General features: G+C 70.7%; 12 protein-coding genes. 4 read left to right on the top strand and 8 right to left on the bottom strand.

The window, feature by feature from the left end; translation table 11 throughout:
- Positions 1-29 precede the first annotated feature (29 nt).
- The 7 genes from AB0L53_RS51105 to AB0L53_RS51075 all read right to left on the bottom strand — a co-directional run bounded on the left by AB0L53_RS51105 (position 30) and on the right by AB0L53_RS51075 (position 6,567).
- Complete coding sequence (locus AB0L53_RS51105; protein ID WP_364011674.1) at positions 30-1,103, bottom strand: SPFH domain-containing protein; 1,074 nt, start codon at positions 1,101-1,103, stop codon at positions 30-32.
- 2 nt (positions 1,104-1,105) lie between these two features.
- Complete coding sequence (locus AB0L53_RS51100) at positions 1,106-1,537, bottom strand: NfeD family protein (protein ID WP_358545694.1); 432 nt, start codon at positions 1,535-1,537, stop codon at positions 1,106-1,108.
- Between the two features lie 72 nt (positions 1,538-1,609).
- The gene (locus tag AB0L53_RS51095; protein ID WP_364011670.1) at positions 1,610-2,767 is read right to left on the bottom strand and encodes an Ig-like domain-containing protein; all 1,158 of its coding nucleotides are present in this window, start codon (positions 2,765-2,767) and stop codon (positions 1,610-1,612) included.
- A 70-nt stretch (positions 2,768-2,837) separates the two neighbouring features.
- Positions 2,838-3,941 (bottom strand): fumarylacetoacetase, encoded by a 1,104-nt coding sequence (gene fahA / locus AB0L53_RS51090; protein WP_364011667.1) that lies wholly within the window; start codon positions 3,939-3,941, stop codon positions 2,838-2,840.
- On the bottom strand, positions 3,938-4,693 hold the full coding sequence (locus AB0L53_RS51085; protein WP_364011664.1) for a hypothetical protein: 756 nt from the start codon (positions 4,691-4,693) through the stop codon (positions 3,938-3,940). The genes fahA and AB0L53_RS51085 overlap by 4 nt, the downstream gene beginning before the upstream one ends.
- Positions 4,690-5,859, bottom strand: coding sequence for a homogentisate 1,2-dioxygenase domain-containing protein (locus AB0L53_RS51080; protein ID WP_357957878.1), 1,170 nt, complete (start codon positions 5,857-5,859; stop codon positions 4,690-4,692). The genes AB0L53_RS51085 and AB0L53_RS51080 overlap by 4 nt, the downstream gene beginning before the upstream one ends.
- A 78-nt stretch (positions 5,860-5,937) precedes the next feature.
- The gene (locus AB0L53_RS51075; RefSeq protein ID WP_357957876.1) at positions 5,938-6,567 is read right to left on the bottom strand and encodes a helix-turn-helix domain-containing protein; all 630 of its coding nucleotides are present in this window, start codon (positions 6,565-6,567) and stop codon (positions 5,938-5,940) included.
- A 113-nt stretch (positions 6,568-6,680) separates the two neighbouring features.
- Between AB0L53_RS51075 and AB0L53_RS51070 the strand changes: the two genes are divergently transcribed.
- Positions 6,681-7,283, top strand: a complete 603-nt coding sequence (locus AB0L53_RS51070) for a hypothetical protein (protein ID WP_364011662.1) — start codon at positions 6,681-6,683, stop codon at positions 7,281-7,283.
- 6 nt (positions 7,284-7,289) lie between these two features.
- Here the strand turns inward: AB0L53_RS51070 and AB0L53_RS51065 are convergent, their stop codons facing one another.
- On the bottom strand, positions 7,290-8,540 hold the full coding sequence (locus tag AB0L53_RS51065; protein ID WP_364011659.1) for an MFS transporter: 1,251 nt from the start codon (positions 8,538-8,540) through the stop codon (positions 7,290-7,292).
- A gap of 190 nt (positions 8,541-8,730) precedes the next feature.
- Between AB0L53_RS51065 and AB0L53_RS51060 the strand changes: the two genes are divergently transcribed.
- The 3 genes from AB0L53_RS51060 to AB0L53_RS51050 are packed head-to-tail and all read left to right on the top strand — an operon-like array spanning position 8,731 to position 14,577.
- Positions 8,731-10,398, top strand: coding sequence for a fatty acyl-AMP ligase (locus AB0L53_RS51060; protein WP_364011656.1), 1,668 nt, complete (start codon positions 8,731-8,733; stop codon positions 10,396-10,398).
- On the top strand, positions 10,391-13,219 hold the full coding sequence (locus AB0L53_RS51055; protein WP_364011653.1) for an MMPL family transporter: 2,829 nt from the start codon (positions 10,391-10,393) through the stop codon (positions 13,217-13,219). The genes AB0L53_RS51060 and AB0L53_RS51055 overlap by 8 nt, the downstream gene beginning before the upstream one ends.
- Positions 13,216-14,577, top strand: coding sequence for an MFS transporter (locus AB0L53_RS51050; protein ID WP_364011650.1), 1,362 nt, complete (start codon positions 13,216-13,218; stop codon positions 14,575-14,577). The genes AB0L53_RS51055 and AB0L53_RS51050 overlap by 4 nt, the downstream gene beginning before the upstream one ends.
- Positions 14,578-14,743: the final 166 nt, after the last annotated feature.

Below are 14,743 nucleotides of genomic sequence, written 5' to 3'. Positions count from 1 at the left end.
CCCCGCCAGCGGGCGGACGTCTTGGCCGCTCAGCGTTCCTGGTGCTCCTTCTCCAGGTCCGCGAACGCGACCGACGGGTCCTCGACCGCCTGCGTGAGCTGGCGCGGCACATTAGGGCTCTCGGCTTCCTGGGCGTTGGCCACGGCCTCCGCCGCTGCCTCCGCCGCCCTGGCGACCTCCTCGTCCGCCGCCGAGTTGCCCGGCGTCTCCTCGCGCGTCGCCGCCGACCGGGGCAGCGCTTCGGTGAACGCCTTCGACACGCCCTGCAGTGCCGAGGTGACCTCGCTGGGGATCACCCAGAACGTATTGCCGGGGCTCTGCGCGAGCTGCGGCAGCATCTGCAGATACTGATAGGCGAGCAACTGGGGGTCGGGGTCGTTGCGGTGGACCGCCTGGAAGACCTGGTCGATGGCCCGCGACTGGCCCTCGGCCTGCAGGATGGCGGCGGTGCGCTGGCCTTCGGCGCGCAGGATGGCGCTCTGCTTGTCGCCTTCGGCGGTGAGGATCTGCGACTGGCGCTGGCCCTCGGCGTTGAGAACGGCCGCCCGCTTGTCCCGTTCGGCCCGCATCTGCTTCTCCATCGCGTCCTTGATGGTCTTCGGCGGGTCGATCGCCTTGACCTCCACGCGGTTGACGCGGATGCCCCACTTGCCGGTGGCCTCGTCGAGCACACCGCGCAGCTGGCTGTTGATGTGGTCGCGGGAGGTGAGCGTCTTCTCCAGGTCCATGGCGCCGATGACGTTACGCATGGTGGTGACGGTGAGCTGCTCTATTGCCTGGAGGTAGTTGGCGATCTCGTAGGCCGCCGCCCGGGGGTCGGTGACCTGGAAGTAGATGACGTTGTCGATCTCGACGACCAGGTTGTCCTCGGTGATGACCGGTTGCGGGCGGAAGGTCACGACCTGCTCGCGCAGGTCGATCATCGGGTAGACGCGGTCGATGTACGGGATGACGAAGTTGAGTCCGGGCTTGAGCGTACGGTTGTAGCGGCCCAGGCGCTCGACGTTGCGGGCGCGTGCCTGGGGCACGATCCGCACGGCCTTGAGCACCGTGAACACCGCGAAGAGTATGACGAGCAGTCCGACCACCAACAGCGGATCCATGGTCACTCCCGGGGATATACGAGGGCTGTGGCGCCCTCGATCTCGATGACATCGACGGTCGCCCCCGTGGGGATCACCAGGGTTTCGTCATAGGCGCGCGCGGACCACTCCTCGCCGCCGATGCGTACTCTGCCGTCCCTGCCGGTGACCTCCGACAATACGTACGCCTGCCTGCCGACCAGTGCTTCCACGCCGAAGCGTTGCAGCTGTGGCTGCCGGATGTGGCGCATGGCGATCGGCCGGATCACGATCAGACCGGCCGTGGAAGACAGGGCGAAGACCAGCAGTTGCAGGGGGACGGGCAGCCCGATGGCGGCGGTGGCCGCGGTGAGGAGAGCGGCCGCGCCGAGCAGTCCGAGCGCCGCGGTGACGGTGAAGATCTCCGCCACGCCGAGGACGACTGCCAGGATTATCCAGATGATCCATTCATCCATGCTCCGGCCCTCCTAACGGAATAACGGGCCTGTGTGCTCGCCTGGTTCCCCCCTCCTACCGTAATGCCGGAATCATTGCTGTGGCAGGGCCGCGGGGTCGTACAAGGCACTGCCCTGGCGCCACCTGTCCCACGGGAGTTGCCAGAATCCCCAGCCGTTGTCCCACGCGAGCTCGCGGTCGGTGCCGGTGATCGTCACCGGGTCGCCGCGCAGCGAGGTGTCGAAGAACCAGGCCGCCTGGTCGGGGCGGGCGTTGACGCAGCCGTGGCTGACGTTGGCGTGGCCCTGGGCCCAGAGGTTGTTCTTGGCGTGGACGTATTCGCCGCTGTTGGAGATGCGTACGGCGTGGTCGATCATCACGTCGTAGAAGCCGGGCTCGCCCTTCCTGCGGCCGGGGGAGATCATGCGGACCGGGTCGCCCTTGTCCATGGTCAGGTGGACGCCGCTGGTCGTGGTGTATTCGCGGGTGGTGGCCATGCCCGCGCTGATGGCCATGCGCTGCGCGACCCGGCCGCCGCGCCTGACGACCATCTGGTGGGTCCGGGTGTCGATCGAGGTCGTCTGCTCGCGGCCCACCTTGAAGGCGAACGTGCGGTCGGTCAGGCCGTAGACGCCCGGCGCCATGCGTACGCCGGTCAGGTGGGCCGTGACCGTGACCTGCTGCTTCGGCGCCCAGAACGCGCGGGTGCGGTAGATCGCCCGGGTGTCGCTCACCCAGCGCCACGCGCCCTCGACGGCCGGTTTGATCTCCAGCGCCCGCTCCACGGCCGCCTTGTCCTGGATCGGGGTGTCGAAGTCCATGATGATCGGCATGCCGACGCCGACGGTCTCGCCGGGCAGCGGCTCGATGGAGGCGATCTGGAACGAACGGTTGGCGGCGCGGGTGCGGAAGCGGCCCATGGCCACCGTAGACGGGCCGGCCGAGCCCGCCGCGGTGGCGGTCACCGTGTATTCGGCCCCGGGGGCCAGTGTCCAGGAGGAGCGCCAGGTCGTGCGCGACGCGTCCAGCGTGCCCGGCACCAGCGCACCCGCCACGTAGGCGATCACTTGGCTGAGCTTGCCGCCCTGCGCCTGGACGACCAGACCCTGGTCCGTCCGGGCGCGCCGCGTGTCGAAGGCGGGGGAGACCTGGACGACGGGCGGCTTGGGCGCCGGGCGGTCGGCGGTCACCGGGCAGCAGCCCGCGGTCAGGAGTAGGGCCACGAGAAAGATGGCCGCGGCGCGCCGCATCTCGATCCTGCTTTCCGGGAAGGGGATACCCAGATTAGCGGAGGGTCACTGAACGAGCACGCCAAGTCACTTATCGGATTGTTCCGGAAACCTCCCCCAATGACCGGCCGCCGGCCGTGGCCCGGATCGTCACGGTGTCGCCGTCCTCCAGGAATGTCCTGGTCTCACCGCCGGCGAGCTTGATCGGATCGCTGCCGTTCCAGGTCAGCTCGATGAGCGAGCCCCGTTCGTCGCGCTGCTCGCCGGAGATCGTGCCGCTCGCGAACAGGTCGCCGGTCCGCAGGGACGCGCCGTTCACCGTCATGTGGGCGAGCATCTGGTCCGGCGTCCAGTACATGCCCGAGTACGGCGGCCGGGACACGACCTCGCCGTTGAGCGACACCTCGACCGAGACGTCCAGCCCCCAGTCGTCCGTCCTGCGCAGGTAGTCGAGCGGTTCGGGATCCTGTACGCGTCCGGCCAGCCGGGGCAGCGCCTCCAGCGGCGTGATCCACGGCGAGATCGAGGTGGCGAACGACTTGCCCAGGAACGGCCCGAGCGGCACGTACTCCCACGCCTGGATGTCGCGCGCGCTCCAGTCGTTGACCAGCGTCACCCCGAACACGTGGTCCTCGAAGGCCCCGGCGGGCGAGCCGAGCTCGGACGGCACGCCGATCACGAAGCCCAGCTCGGCCTCGAGGTCGAGCTTGGCGGACGGCCCGAACCGCCCGGCCCCGAGCTGGCCGTGCGGCCGGTCGATCGGGGTGCCCGAGACCACGATCGTGCCCGACCTGCCGTGGTAGCCGACCGGCAGGTGCCGCCAGTTGGGCAACAACCCGTCGGTGCCGGGCCGGAACATCCTGCCGAGATTGGTGGCGTGCTCCAGCGAGCAGTAGAAGTCGACGTAGTCGGCCACCTCGAACGGCATGTGCAGCCGCACCTGGTCGAGCGGGATCAGGTGCGGCTCGGTGATCGCGAGGTCGGAGGTGAGCTTGTTGGCGATCAGTGTCCTGGTGTCGTGCCAGGCGGTGCGGCCCCTGGCCATGAAGGGGTTCAGGCTGGGCGCCGCGAACACCTCGTCGTGCAGCGCGGCGGCCAGGTCGAGCACCCGGTCGCCGTAGCGCACGCCGACGCGTGGCCGCTCGCCGCGCCGCGAGAACACCCCGTAGGGCAGATTGTCCACTCCCCAGCTCACGCGTCCTCCTCGATCAGTCCCAGTGCGCGCAGGTCGTCCAGCGGGGCGCCGGTGCTGCATGAGCCGTAGCTCACCAGCAGCGCTCTGGCCCGCTTCGCCGTCTCCTCGGACACGGCGCGGGCCAGCCGTACGAGGTGGCCCACGTCGGTGGTGCGCAGCACGGGCGCGGGGTCGCGCTGGTCCACCGCCTCGCAGACGGCCAGCAGCAGGTTGAGGAAGCCGTGCCGGTCGACGCCGAGCGTGGGGTCGAAATGGCGTACGGCGTGGTGCAGTCCGGCGGTGGCCTTGAACTGGAGGTCGTGCTCCGCGCAGAACCGGATGAACGCCGCGAGATGCTCGACCGACGGGAAGGCGTCGGCGGTCGCGCCGCCGCAGCGCACCTTGAGCGCGGCGCCCTCGGGCACGTCGGCGACGTACTTCCCGGCGGGCACCTCGACGAACAGCCGCACGCCCGGTGGCAGGCCGCCGCCGGGCAACTGATCGAGGGCGTCCGCGCGCAGCTCGACCGAGTCCACGGGCAGGTCGTCGAACGGCGGGATGTCCGGCGTGTCGACGATCAGCCCGATCCGGCGCGGCGGGGCCTCCTCGCGGCGCAGCCCGTCGAGGCGGCTGGCGGGGCAGAGGAAGCGGTGGGTGAGCACCTGGGAGGCCCGCTCCTGGTCGCGCTGGTGGCGGGCCAGCGCCTCCGACATGTGCAGGGAGGTCGGCGGGAACAGGCCCGCGTCGTCGACCAGTGCGAGGTAGAGGTTCATCGGGCCCAGGTCCAGGCATAGCCGGGGTCCTCGCAGGTCAGTGCGGCCTGGCCGAGGTCGAGCGGGCGGAAGGTGTCGATCATCACGGCCATCTCGCTGGTGGTCGTGATGCCGCGGCTGACCGCGTCGATGACCGCCTCCACCGCCCCGGGCTGCGGGCCGTGCGTGAAGCCGGCCGGGTGCAGCGAGATCGAGCCGACGTCGATGCCGGAGCCCTTGCGGGCCGAGTAGTCGCCGCCCACGTAGAACATGAACTCGTCGGAGTCGACGTTGTGGTGGTTGTAGGGGATCGGTACGGACTCGGGGTGGAAGTCCAGCGGCCGAGGACAGAACGAGCAGATCACGAACCCCGGTCCCTCGAACGTCTGGTGGACCGGCGGCGGCGCGTGCGTCTTCTTCACGATCGGCTCGAAGTCATTGATGTTGAACGCGAACGGATACAGGTAGCCGTCCCAGCCGACCACGTCGAACGGGTGGTTGCGGTAGACCAGCCGGGTCAGCCCGCCCCGCGTGCGGACCAGCACCGGGACCTCCTCGCCCTCGACGACGAACGGCTCCGCCGGGCTGCGCAGGTCGCGCTCGCAGTAGGGCGCGTGCTCCAGGAACTGCCCGTACTGCGACAGGTAGCGCTTGGGCGGCCTGATGTGCCCGGACGCCTCGATAGCCAGCACGTTGACCGGCCCGTCGGGCACCCAGCGGTGGATCGTGCCGGTCGGGATGACGATGTAGTCGCCCGCGCCGGCTTCGATGACGCCGTACGTCGACTCGAAGCGGGCGCGGCCGTCCTGGACGTACACGCATTCGTCGCCCATGGAGTTGCGGTAGAGCTCGCTGGGCTGGTCGCTGGTGGCGTACGACAATCGGACGTCGGCGTTGCCCGCCAGCTGCATCCGGCCCGTCACCAGGTCGCCCGCGCCGCGCAGGTCCTGGGTGCGGAAGTGGCGCGGCGACAGCGGCAGGTTCGGCTCCAGGCGCGTGTCGGTCAGCGGCGTGACGGCCTCGGCCTTGACGATCGCGGTCGGCAGATAGCGGTGGTAGAGCAGCGAGGAGTCCGACGAGAAGCCTTCCTCGCCCATCAGCTCCTCGGCGTAGAGGCCGCCGTCGGGCCGCCTGAACTGCGTGTGCCGCTTTCTGGGCACCTCGCCAACGACGCGGTAGTAAGGCATCTTCGCCTCCAGAGCGTCCGATTATCGGACGTGTGTGTCCTCTATACGCAACTACCGTCCGCCATCGGGTAAGCGATGTCAACCCAGCGCGCCGGACAGCTCGGCGGCCGCCTCGACCACGCGTGGCCCGGCCGACTCGCTGAGCGGCCCGAACGTCACCACCCCGACCGACGCCTCCAGCCACGGCAGCCCGGACACGGGCGCGGCGATCCCCCGCGCGCCCTCCTGCAACTGCCCCTCCGTCACCAGGTAATCGGCCCGTCCCTCGCGCAGCGCCAGGATCGCTCGTCCGGCGGCGCCCAGCGACAGGGAGTGGCGCGACCCCTCCCGGTAGGCCACGTGCATGTCCGTCCACGACGGCTCCACCACCGCCACGGCCAGGCCGTCGTCGCCCTCGGCCACGGTCAGGTGCGCGGTCGCGCCGACGTCCTCGGCCAGTCGCCGCAGCGTGGGCAGCGCCGCCGCGCGCAGCAGCGGTTGTACGGCCTGGGCCAGCACGAGCACGCCGAACCCGAGGTGCACCCGCCCCTCGGCGTCACGGCGGACGAACCCCTCGCTCAGCAGTGTGGTCACCAGCCGGTAGACCACCGGGCGGGACAGCGACAGCTCGGTGCTCAGCTCGGTGGGCGTCCGCCCGCCTTTGCCGTCGGCGAGCAGCCTGAGCAGGCGCAGCCCGCGTTCCAGGGTCTGGGCGGATTCAGCGGCCATGAACCGATTATCTATGCGTGAGCCAGGAGTAACGCTACGCGCTGGTGGGGTACGTATCGAGGAGACGACCAGGGGGTGGGATGCGGCAAAGATGGGCATTTGTCGTTGCCGGGTTGAGTCTGTGCGCGTGGCTCCCCATGCTGCCCCCGGCCGACTTCCACACCGTGGCCATGTCGAGGGACCTGCCCGCCCAGCACGTGGATCCTCCGACCAAGCGGCTCGTCGAGGACGTCTTCTACGTCACGCAGGGCATCGAGGTGACCAATCGCCTGCTGCCGTTCCAGGACGGCCTGACCATCCGCGGCGCCGCCCTGGCACCGGGCGTGACCTTGGACGACGCGGGCCGGCTGCACGGTGTTCCCCAGCGTCCCGGCACCTTCGCCACGCCGGTCCGCCTGTGCCGTGGCCAGGACTGCGTCGATCAGCAGGTCACGGTCGTCGTGCTGCGGAACGTGCCCTGGCAGCCGAGTGAGCTGGCCTTCCCCGGCAAGGTGGGCAACCGCTACGACGACCAGATCGGGATCTCGGGCGGGCCCACCGGCGTGCCGCCCACGTTCTCCGTGACCGACCACGGCAAGCTGCCGGCGGGCGTCACGATCGGCCCCGACGGGCACATCGGCGGCATCCCGGAGGCCGCGGGGGTGTCCGAGGTGCCCGTCCGCATCTGCGTGGCAGGCAACTGCGCGGGTGTCGTGGTGACGTTGATCGTCGTCTGAACGCCCTCAGCCGGGCACACTCTCGGCGACCGGAGCGGGAGCGCGTAGTTGCCGCACCCCGGGAGACAGCAGCGCGGCGAGTGTGGACAGCACCACGAGCGCGGCGCAACCCAGCAGCGCCGTCCGGGTGCCGACCAGGCTCGCCACCGGCCCGGCCAGCATGAGCCCGATCGGGCCGAACATCAGCGAGCCCAGCGCGTCGTACGAGCTGACCCGCGACAGCGACTCCGGCGGCACCTCGCGCTGCATGGTCGTCTGCCACAGCACCCCGAACACGTCGAAGCAGACGCCCAGCACGAACGCGCCCGCCACGATCGCCCACAGCGGCGCGCCGGTGCCCAGCAGCACGTACGGCAGAGCAGTCGGCAGGCAGAGCAGCGTCCCGACCAGGATCGGCCGCCTGGGCCGGACGCGCAGCGAGACGATCACTCCCACGATCGTGCCGGCCGCCTCGCCGGCCAGGAACGCCGACCAGGCCGCGGGCCCGCCCAGGCTCTCCTTGGCGATCAGCGGTCCGAGCACCCCGTGACCCGCCTGGAGCCCCATCACGAGCACGGAGAACTGCGCGACCACTACCCAGATCCATTGCCGGGTGCTGAACTCGCGCCACCCGTCACGCAGGTCGGCCAGCATCGAATGCTCGGCCGCCGCGTCGCGCTCGGCGGGCGTGAGCCGCAGCGCCGCGATCAGCACCCCGGCCACCGTGAACATCAGCCCGCTCACGGCCAGCGCCCATCCGCTGCCGAACAGTACGACCGCGCCGCCGCCCAGCACCGCGCCCGCCACCCGCGAGCTGTTGGCGCCCAGGCCGAGCAGCGCGTTTCCGGTCTGCAACCGGTCGGCGGGCACAACCTCGGGGATGATGCCTGTCAGCGAGGGGAACAGCATCGCTATCGCCACGCCACTGGCCGCCGCGGCGGTCGCCATCGCGGGCAGCGGGGTCCAGCCCGACAGCATCATCGCGGCCAGGGCGAAGAAGGCCAGCGCGCTCATGAACTCGCTGACCATCATCACCCGGTGCCGGGGGAACCGGTCCGCGATCACCCCGGCGAACAGCATGAACACGATCATCGGCAGCGCCTCGGCGGTGAGCACCACGGACAGCGTGGTGGCGTCCGCGCCGGGCAGGGCGAGGATGCCGAAGGCGAGCGCCACGGGGGCGAAGGAGGTGCCCAGCACCGAGATGGTCCGCGCGGTCAGCAGCAGCGTGAACCGCCGATCCCGGAGCAGCCCGAGATCGTGAAGATAGCCGTGCACGTGGTAAGCCCCCTAATCCCCCAAATGCTCACTATTGTGATGGTTCTTCGCATCTGCTGTCGTCTGAATATCTCCGTGCTTGTCACGCCGCTGACAAGACCGGAAGCGGAATGTGCAGGCGTTTGGCAAGAATCGAAGCTCTTTCTGCCGTAATTTTCTAGGTCCCTGTAGTCGGCGAGGGGACCCGGGCATGCCCGAGGCACTGATCGAGCGCGTGGCGCGATGGGCGCGGGAGATCCCGGACGCGCCCGCCTACACCTTCGTCGATTACCTGGGCGACGGCTCCCGCGAGACCTTGACCTGGGCGCGGGCCGACCTCAAAGCGCGGGCGCTGGCCGTGCGGCTGCGCGAGGTCGCGGGTCCCGGTGACCGGGTGGCGATCCTTGCTCCGCAAGGGCTGCCGTATGTGGTGGCGATGCTCGGCGCCCTGTACGCCGGGATCGTGGCGGTGCCGTTGTTCGCGCCCGATCTGCCGGGGCACGCCGAGCGGCTGACCCGCGCCTACTCCGATGCCGAGCCGGTCGCCGTGCTCACGACCACGGCCGCGCTGCCCGGAGCGCGGGCCTTCGCCGCCGGGGTTCCGGTGATCGCCGTGGACACGGTCTCGGACCTGCTCGCCGACGAGTGGGAGCCGGTGCCGATCGAGCCCGGTGAGCTCGCCTACCTGCAGTACACCTCCGGCTCCACCCGGGCGCCCGCCGGTGTGGAGATCACCCACGGCAACCTTGAGGCCAACGCCGCGCAGTTGTGGGAGTTGTTCCGGGCCAAGCCGCGTACCTCGGTCGCGGCTCTGTGGCTGCCGCTCTTCCACGACATGGGGCTGGTCGCGACGATCGCGCTGCCGATGGTGGCGGGCAACCAGGTGGCGTTCATGGATCCGGTGGCGTTCGTCATGCATCCGGTGCGGTGGCTGCGGCTGCTCAGCGAGTTCGACGACGTCTATACCGGCGGGCCCAACTTCGCCTTCGAGTACACGGCGGCCAGGGTCGGCGCGGCCGACAAGGAGGGGCTGGACCTGTCCGGGGTGCGGGTCATGCTGAACGGCGCGGAGCCGGTACGGCCCGGCACCGTCGAGGCGTTCAACGCCGCGTTCGGCGGGTGCGGGCTGCGGCCGGAGGCGCACACCCCGGCGTACGGGCTGGCCGAGGCCACGGTCTTCGTCTCCGCCATGGGACCCGACGAGGCGGTGGTGGCCACGGACTTCGACCGCGACGCCCTCCGCGACGGCCGCGCCGTTCCGTACGGCGGGTCGGGGGAGCTGACCACGCTGGTGGCGTGCGGCCGGCCCAGTGGTCAGCGGGTGCGGGTCGTCGGCTCGGGCGGGCAGGAGTCGCCGGACGGGCGCGTGGGGGAGATCTGGGTCCAGGGCCCGAACGTGGCGCGCGCCTACTGGCGCGATCCCCTCCGTACGGCCGAGGTGTTCGGCGCGCTGCTGGACGGAGCGGACGGCGCCTGGCTGCGGACGGGTGACCTCGGGGTGGTGTACGGCGGGCTGCTGTACGTCACGGGCCGCATCAAGGACCTGATCATCGTCGACGGGCGCAACCACTATCCCCAGGACATCGAGGTCACCGTCCAGGAGGCGCACCGGGCCGTGCGCCGCGACCACGTGGCGGCCTTCTCGGTGCCGGGGGAGGAGACCGAGCGGCTCGTGGTGGTGGCCGAGCGGTCGCGCGGTGGTGCTTCGGCCGATCCGGCGGAGGTGGCGGCTCGGGTACGGGCAGCGGTCCGGAAATTTCACGATTTATCCGTGCACGACTTCGTGCTGACCGGCACCGGAGCCGTACCCCGGACGACCAGCGGCAAGATCGCCCGGCGGGCCTGCCTGCGGGCGTACCTGGAGGGCGCCCTTGTTTGAGTCGGCGGGGCGCCTGATCCACCGCGGCCGGTGGACGCTGCTGGTCCTGAGCCTGGTGGCGGCCGTCCTGGTCGCGCCCTTCGGGCTGCAGCTGTTCGGCCGGATGGCCGACGGCGGCTTCGCCGACCCGGCCGCCGACTCGACCACCGCCGCCCGCTGGAACGACGCCTGGTACAGCGGCAATACGCCCGACGTGGTCGTCCTCTACCGGCACCCGCAGGTCAAGGTGCGCGACGCGCGCTTCAAGAAGGCCGTACACGACTCCCTGCGCGCCCTGCCCGCCCAGTACGTACGCAAGCTGGCCACCTACTGGACCACTGGCGCGAAGGAGTTGATATCCACCGACGAACACGCCACCTACGCCCTGATCACCCTGAAAGGCGTTAAGCAACAGGCGTACGCCGCGATCAAGGACCGGTTGCCCGTCGCGAACCTCCAGGTTCAGGTGGGCGGCTCGGTGCCGCTCCTGAAGGAGCTGAACGACCAGACGGCCGCCGACCTGGCGCGCGCCGAGGCGATCTCGATGCCGGTGCTGCTGGTGCTGCTCGTGGTGGTGTTCGGCAGCGTGGTGGCGGCCGGGCTCCCGCTGCTCGTCGGGCTCTTCGCGGTGCTCGGCGCGCTCGTGCTGCTCAGGCTGCTGACCGAGGTGACGGAGGTCTCGGTCTTCTCGCTGAACGTCGTCACCATGCTCGGTCTCGGGCTGGCCGTCGACTACTCGCTCTTCGTGCTGAACGCCTTCCGTGAGCAGATCAGGACCGGCGCCCCGACCCAGGAGGCCGTGGTGCGCACCATGGCGACCGCCGGGCGTACCGTCGCCTTCTCCGGTTTGACGGTGGCGACCTCGCTGCTGGGGCTGCTGCTGTTCCCGCAGATGTTCCTGCGCTCGATCGGGCTGGGCGCGGCGGCCGTGGTGCTGGTGGCCATGGTCGCGGCCCTGGTCGTCCTGCCCGCCACGCTGTCCATCCTGGGTCCCCGTGTGGACGCCATCCGCATCACCCCCGACTTCGGCTCGGCCCGCGTGGGTGCCGGCCTGTGGCACGCGATCGCCTCCAGCGTGCTGAAACGGCCGGTCCTCTACCTGGTCGCGGTCACCTCCGTACTGCTCGCGCTGGCCGGGCCGTTCGCCCACGTACGGTTCGGCAACGTCGACCACCGGGTCCTGCCCGCCGCCGCCGAGAGCCGCCGCGTGGCCGAGACCGTCGACCGCGACTTCGCCAAGAACTCGATGGCCACGATCGACGTCCACGCCCTCATCGAACGCTCCTTCACCACCCGCCCCGCCGCCGTCGGCCCCCTCGGCCAGGGCTACACCCCGATCAGCGCCGTCACCCCGATCGACCCCACCGACGCCAAGCCCCTCGCCGACCGCCTGCGCAAGCTACCCGGCGTCACGGGCGTCGACCTGGCCGGCCTCTCCCAGCCCAACGGCGCGGTACGGCTGGCGGTCCGCTACTCCTACGACCCCATGTCGGCCCAGGCCCAGAACCTGGTGACCCTGATCAGATCCATGGCCCCGGAGCCGAACATCCGGCGACTCGTCGTAGGCGGCCCGACGGCGGCCCAGATGGATCTCCTGTCGAGCCTCCTGTCCCGGCTGCCGTGGATGGCGCTGGTGGTGGGCGGGGTGACGTTCCTGCTGCTGTTCGCCGCCTTCGGCTCCATCGTGCTGCCGATCAAGGCCCTGCTCATGAACGTCCTGTCGATCGGCGCCTCGTTCGGCGTGATCGTCTGGGCCTTCCAGGACGGCCACCTGGCGCCGTGGCTGCACTTCACGTCGACGGGGACCATCGAGGCCACGGTGACGGTACTGATCCTGGCGGTGGTTTTCGGGCTGTCGATGGACTACGAGCTGTTCTTGCTGTCGCGCGTACGGGCGGAGTGGCTGCGAACGGGCGACAACACGGCCGCGGTGGCGACGGGGTTGCAGCGGACCGGCGGCGTCATCACCAGCGCGGCACTGTTGCTGCTGGTGGTGATCGGGGCGTTCTCGACGGCCGGGATCACGATCGTGAAGCTGCTCGGGGTGGGCATGTTCGTGGCGATCGTGGTGGACGCGACACTGGTGCGGGCGCTGCTGGTGCCGGCGACGATGCGGTTACTGGGCGGGGCCAACTGGTGGCTGCCGGGGGTGCTGCGGGGGGTGCATCGACGGATCGAGTTCCGCGAGGGGCCTCCGTCCTCAGGAGGGCTTCGTTCGGCTCAGCTGCCTGCTGGGCGGCCGCTCGTTGAACGGCGGCTTGCTGGACAGCTGCCTGCTGGGCGGCCGCTTCCCCCGGACGAGCTCTCCCCGGACGCGCTTTCCCCGCCGGCGCCGTCCCCGGGCGCCGCGTCGGCGAGTACGGACGGCGGCGGGGCTCGGCGCCCCGATACGGCGAGCGGCCCGCGTCCCGGGAGGGCGATCAAGCCCAATCCGGACGGCCCCGGCTGGTCCTGGGCGGAGGACGGCCGCGATGCAGCGGCAGCGGTGACCGTCAACGGCCGCCCGGCCATCTTCGGCGTGGACACCGACCCCATACCGGTCTCCGCCGAACACGACCCCCCTGCCGCCCTCCCCACCCCGCGCCCCGCCGTACCCCCCGTCAGAAAGCGTCCCTACAGCGCCGCCGAGCCCGCAGCCTCCAAGCGGCCCCAGGTCACCGCCCGCCCGACCCCCCCAGGCCCAACCGACGCCGATACCGGGGCCGACCCGGGCGCCCCTGGTCCCGAGCGTGCTGCGAGTACGCGGCGGCCGACCTGGGAGAAGATCACCACCGGTCGTACCAGGGTCGTCAAGGCGAACCCCGACGGACCCGGCTGGACCTGGGCGGAGGTGGACATGTGACCTTGACCGTCGCCCCTGTCCAGCCCGCCACCCGGTCCCGGCTGCTCCTGACGGTCGTCGGCTTGGCCGGGTTCGTGACGACGCTGGACAACACCGTGGTCACCGTCGCCCTGCCCAGCATCCAGCGCGATCTCCACACCCGCCTGAGCGCGCTCGAATGGGTCGCCACCGGATACATCCTGACGTTCGCCGGTCTCATGATCGCCGGCGGCCGCCTGGCCGACGTGTACGGACGGCGCGAGGTGCTGCTCATCGGGCTCACCGTCTTCACCGGGGCATCGCTCGGCGCCGGTCTGGCCACGTCGATTGAGCCCCTGATCGCCGCGCGGTTGGCCCAGGGGGTCGGGGCGGCGCTCATCCTGCCCGCGACGCTGGCCGTCCTGGCCGGGCGGCCCGACCGGTCGCTCGGGGTGGCCATCTGGATGGCGTCCGGCGCCGGTGCCCTCGCATTGGGACCGGTGGTGGGCGGGTACCTGAGCCAGCACGCCCACTGGAGTTGGGTGTTCCTGATCAACGTCCCCATGGGAGCGGCCGTCATCGCGCTGGCCACCGTCGCAATACCGGAAACGCGCGCTGAGCCCAGCGTCGGGCGGCGGGGTCAGGTGGATGTGCCTGGGTTGTTGGCGTCCGTGGTGTTTTTGGCTTCTGGGACGTTCGCGCTGATCCACGGGGGCGAGTACGGGTGGGGGTCGCCGCCCATCCTGATCGCGGTGGCCGGGTGCGTGGGTGGCGGGCTGATGTTCCTGGTCCTGGAGCGTGGGGCGCGGGCGCCGATGGTGGAGTTGGGGCTGTTCGCGGGCCGGAGCTTCACGGGTGGGGTGCTGGCTCAGGTGCTGTGGGGGCTCGGGGTCAACGGAGTGTTCTTCTATACCGCGCTGTTCCTGCAGGGGGTGCTCGGGTTCACGCCTACGGCTTCTGGGATGGCGTTCGTGCCGTTGGCGTTGCTCGTGGTGGTCGTCACGCCGCTGGTGCCGGTGGTCGAGCGGCGGCTGGGGAGCGGGAGGACGGTCGCCTGCGGGTTGGTGCTGGTGGCGGCTGGGATGGTGGGGACGGCGTTCCTGGAGGCGGGGGATGGATGGGGGAGGTTGGTGCCCGCTGTCTGCGCGATCGGGGTGGGGTCGGCGCTGACCATGCCGCTGGGGTCGGCCGTGCTGGGGGCGGTGCCTGAGTCTCGGGCCGGGGTGGCGGGCGGCATCTTCTCCGTGAGTCGTGAAATTTCCGGCCTCTTCGGGATCGCGGCCATCGGGGTGATCGTCCACGAGGCCGGAAGCTTCTCCCAGGGGTACGCGCTCGGACTGCTGGTCGCGGCGGCCCTCGTACTACTGGGCGCGTTGATCGCCTTGCTGACACTGCCGTGAGCGGATCGGCCTTGAGAGCGTCGGCCAAGACGGTGACCCGCGCATGAGGGCCGGCCGAGGACCCGCTGGTGAAGGCGGGTCGCGTATGACAGCGAGGCGGGACGAGAAGGCAGGTTGGGCGTGATGGTGACCCGCGCGTAAGGGCGGGCTGGGCGTGACGGCGGGC

Source organism: Nonomuraea sp. NPDC052129 (assembly GCF_040680095.1).
GTDB lineage: Bacteria > Actinomycetota > Actinomycetes > Streptosporangiales > Streptosporangiaceae > Nonomuraea.
The sequence above is the reverse complement of the archived record's forward strand: the minus strand, read 5'-3'. Positions and strand labels throughout refer to the sequence as shown.

What these genes read in the sequence shown, in the direction of transcription:
- AB0L53_RS51105 (WP_364011674.1), bottom strand. Translation starts at nt 1,103, where the DNA reads ATGGATCCGCTGTTGGTGGTCGGACTGCTCGTCATACTCTTCGCGGTG.
- AB0L53_RS51085 (WP_364011664.1), bottom strand. Translation starts at nt 4,693, where the DNA reads ATGAACCTCTACCTCGCACTGGTCGACGACGCGGGCCTGTTCCCGCCG.
- AB0L53_RS51060 (WP_364011656.1), top strand. Translation starts at nt 8,731, where the DNA reads ATGCCCGAGGCACTGATCGAGCGCGTGGCGCGATGGGCGCGGGAGATC.
- AB0L53_RS51100 (WP_358545694.1), bottom strand. Translation starts at nt 1,537, where the DNA reads ATGGATGAATGGATCATCTGGATAATCCTGGCAGTCGTCCTCGGCGTG.
- AB0L53_RS51095 (WP_364011670.1), bottom strand. Translation starts at nt 2,767, where the DNA reads ATGCGGCGCGCCGCGGCCATCTTTCTCGTGGCCCTACTCCTGACCGCG.
- AB0L53_RS51080 (WP_357957878.1), bottom strand. Translation starts at nt 5,859, where the DNA reads ATGCCTTACTACCGCGTCGTTGGCGAGGTGCCCAGAAAGCGGCACACG.
- AB0L53_RS51075 (WP_357957876.1), bottom strand. Translation starts at nt 6,567, where the DNA reads ATGGCCGCTGAATCCGCCCAGACCCTGGAACGCGGGCTGCGCCTGCTC.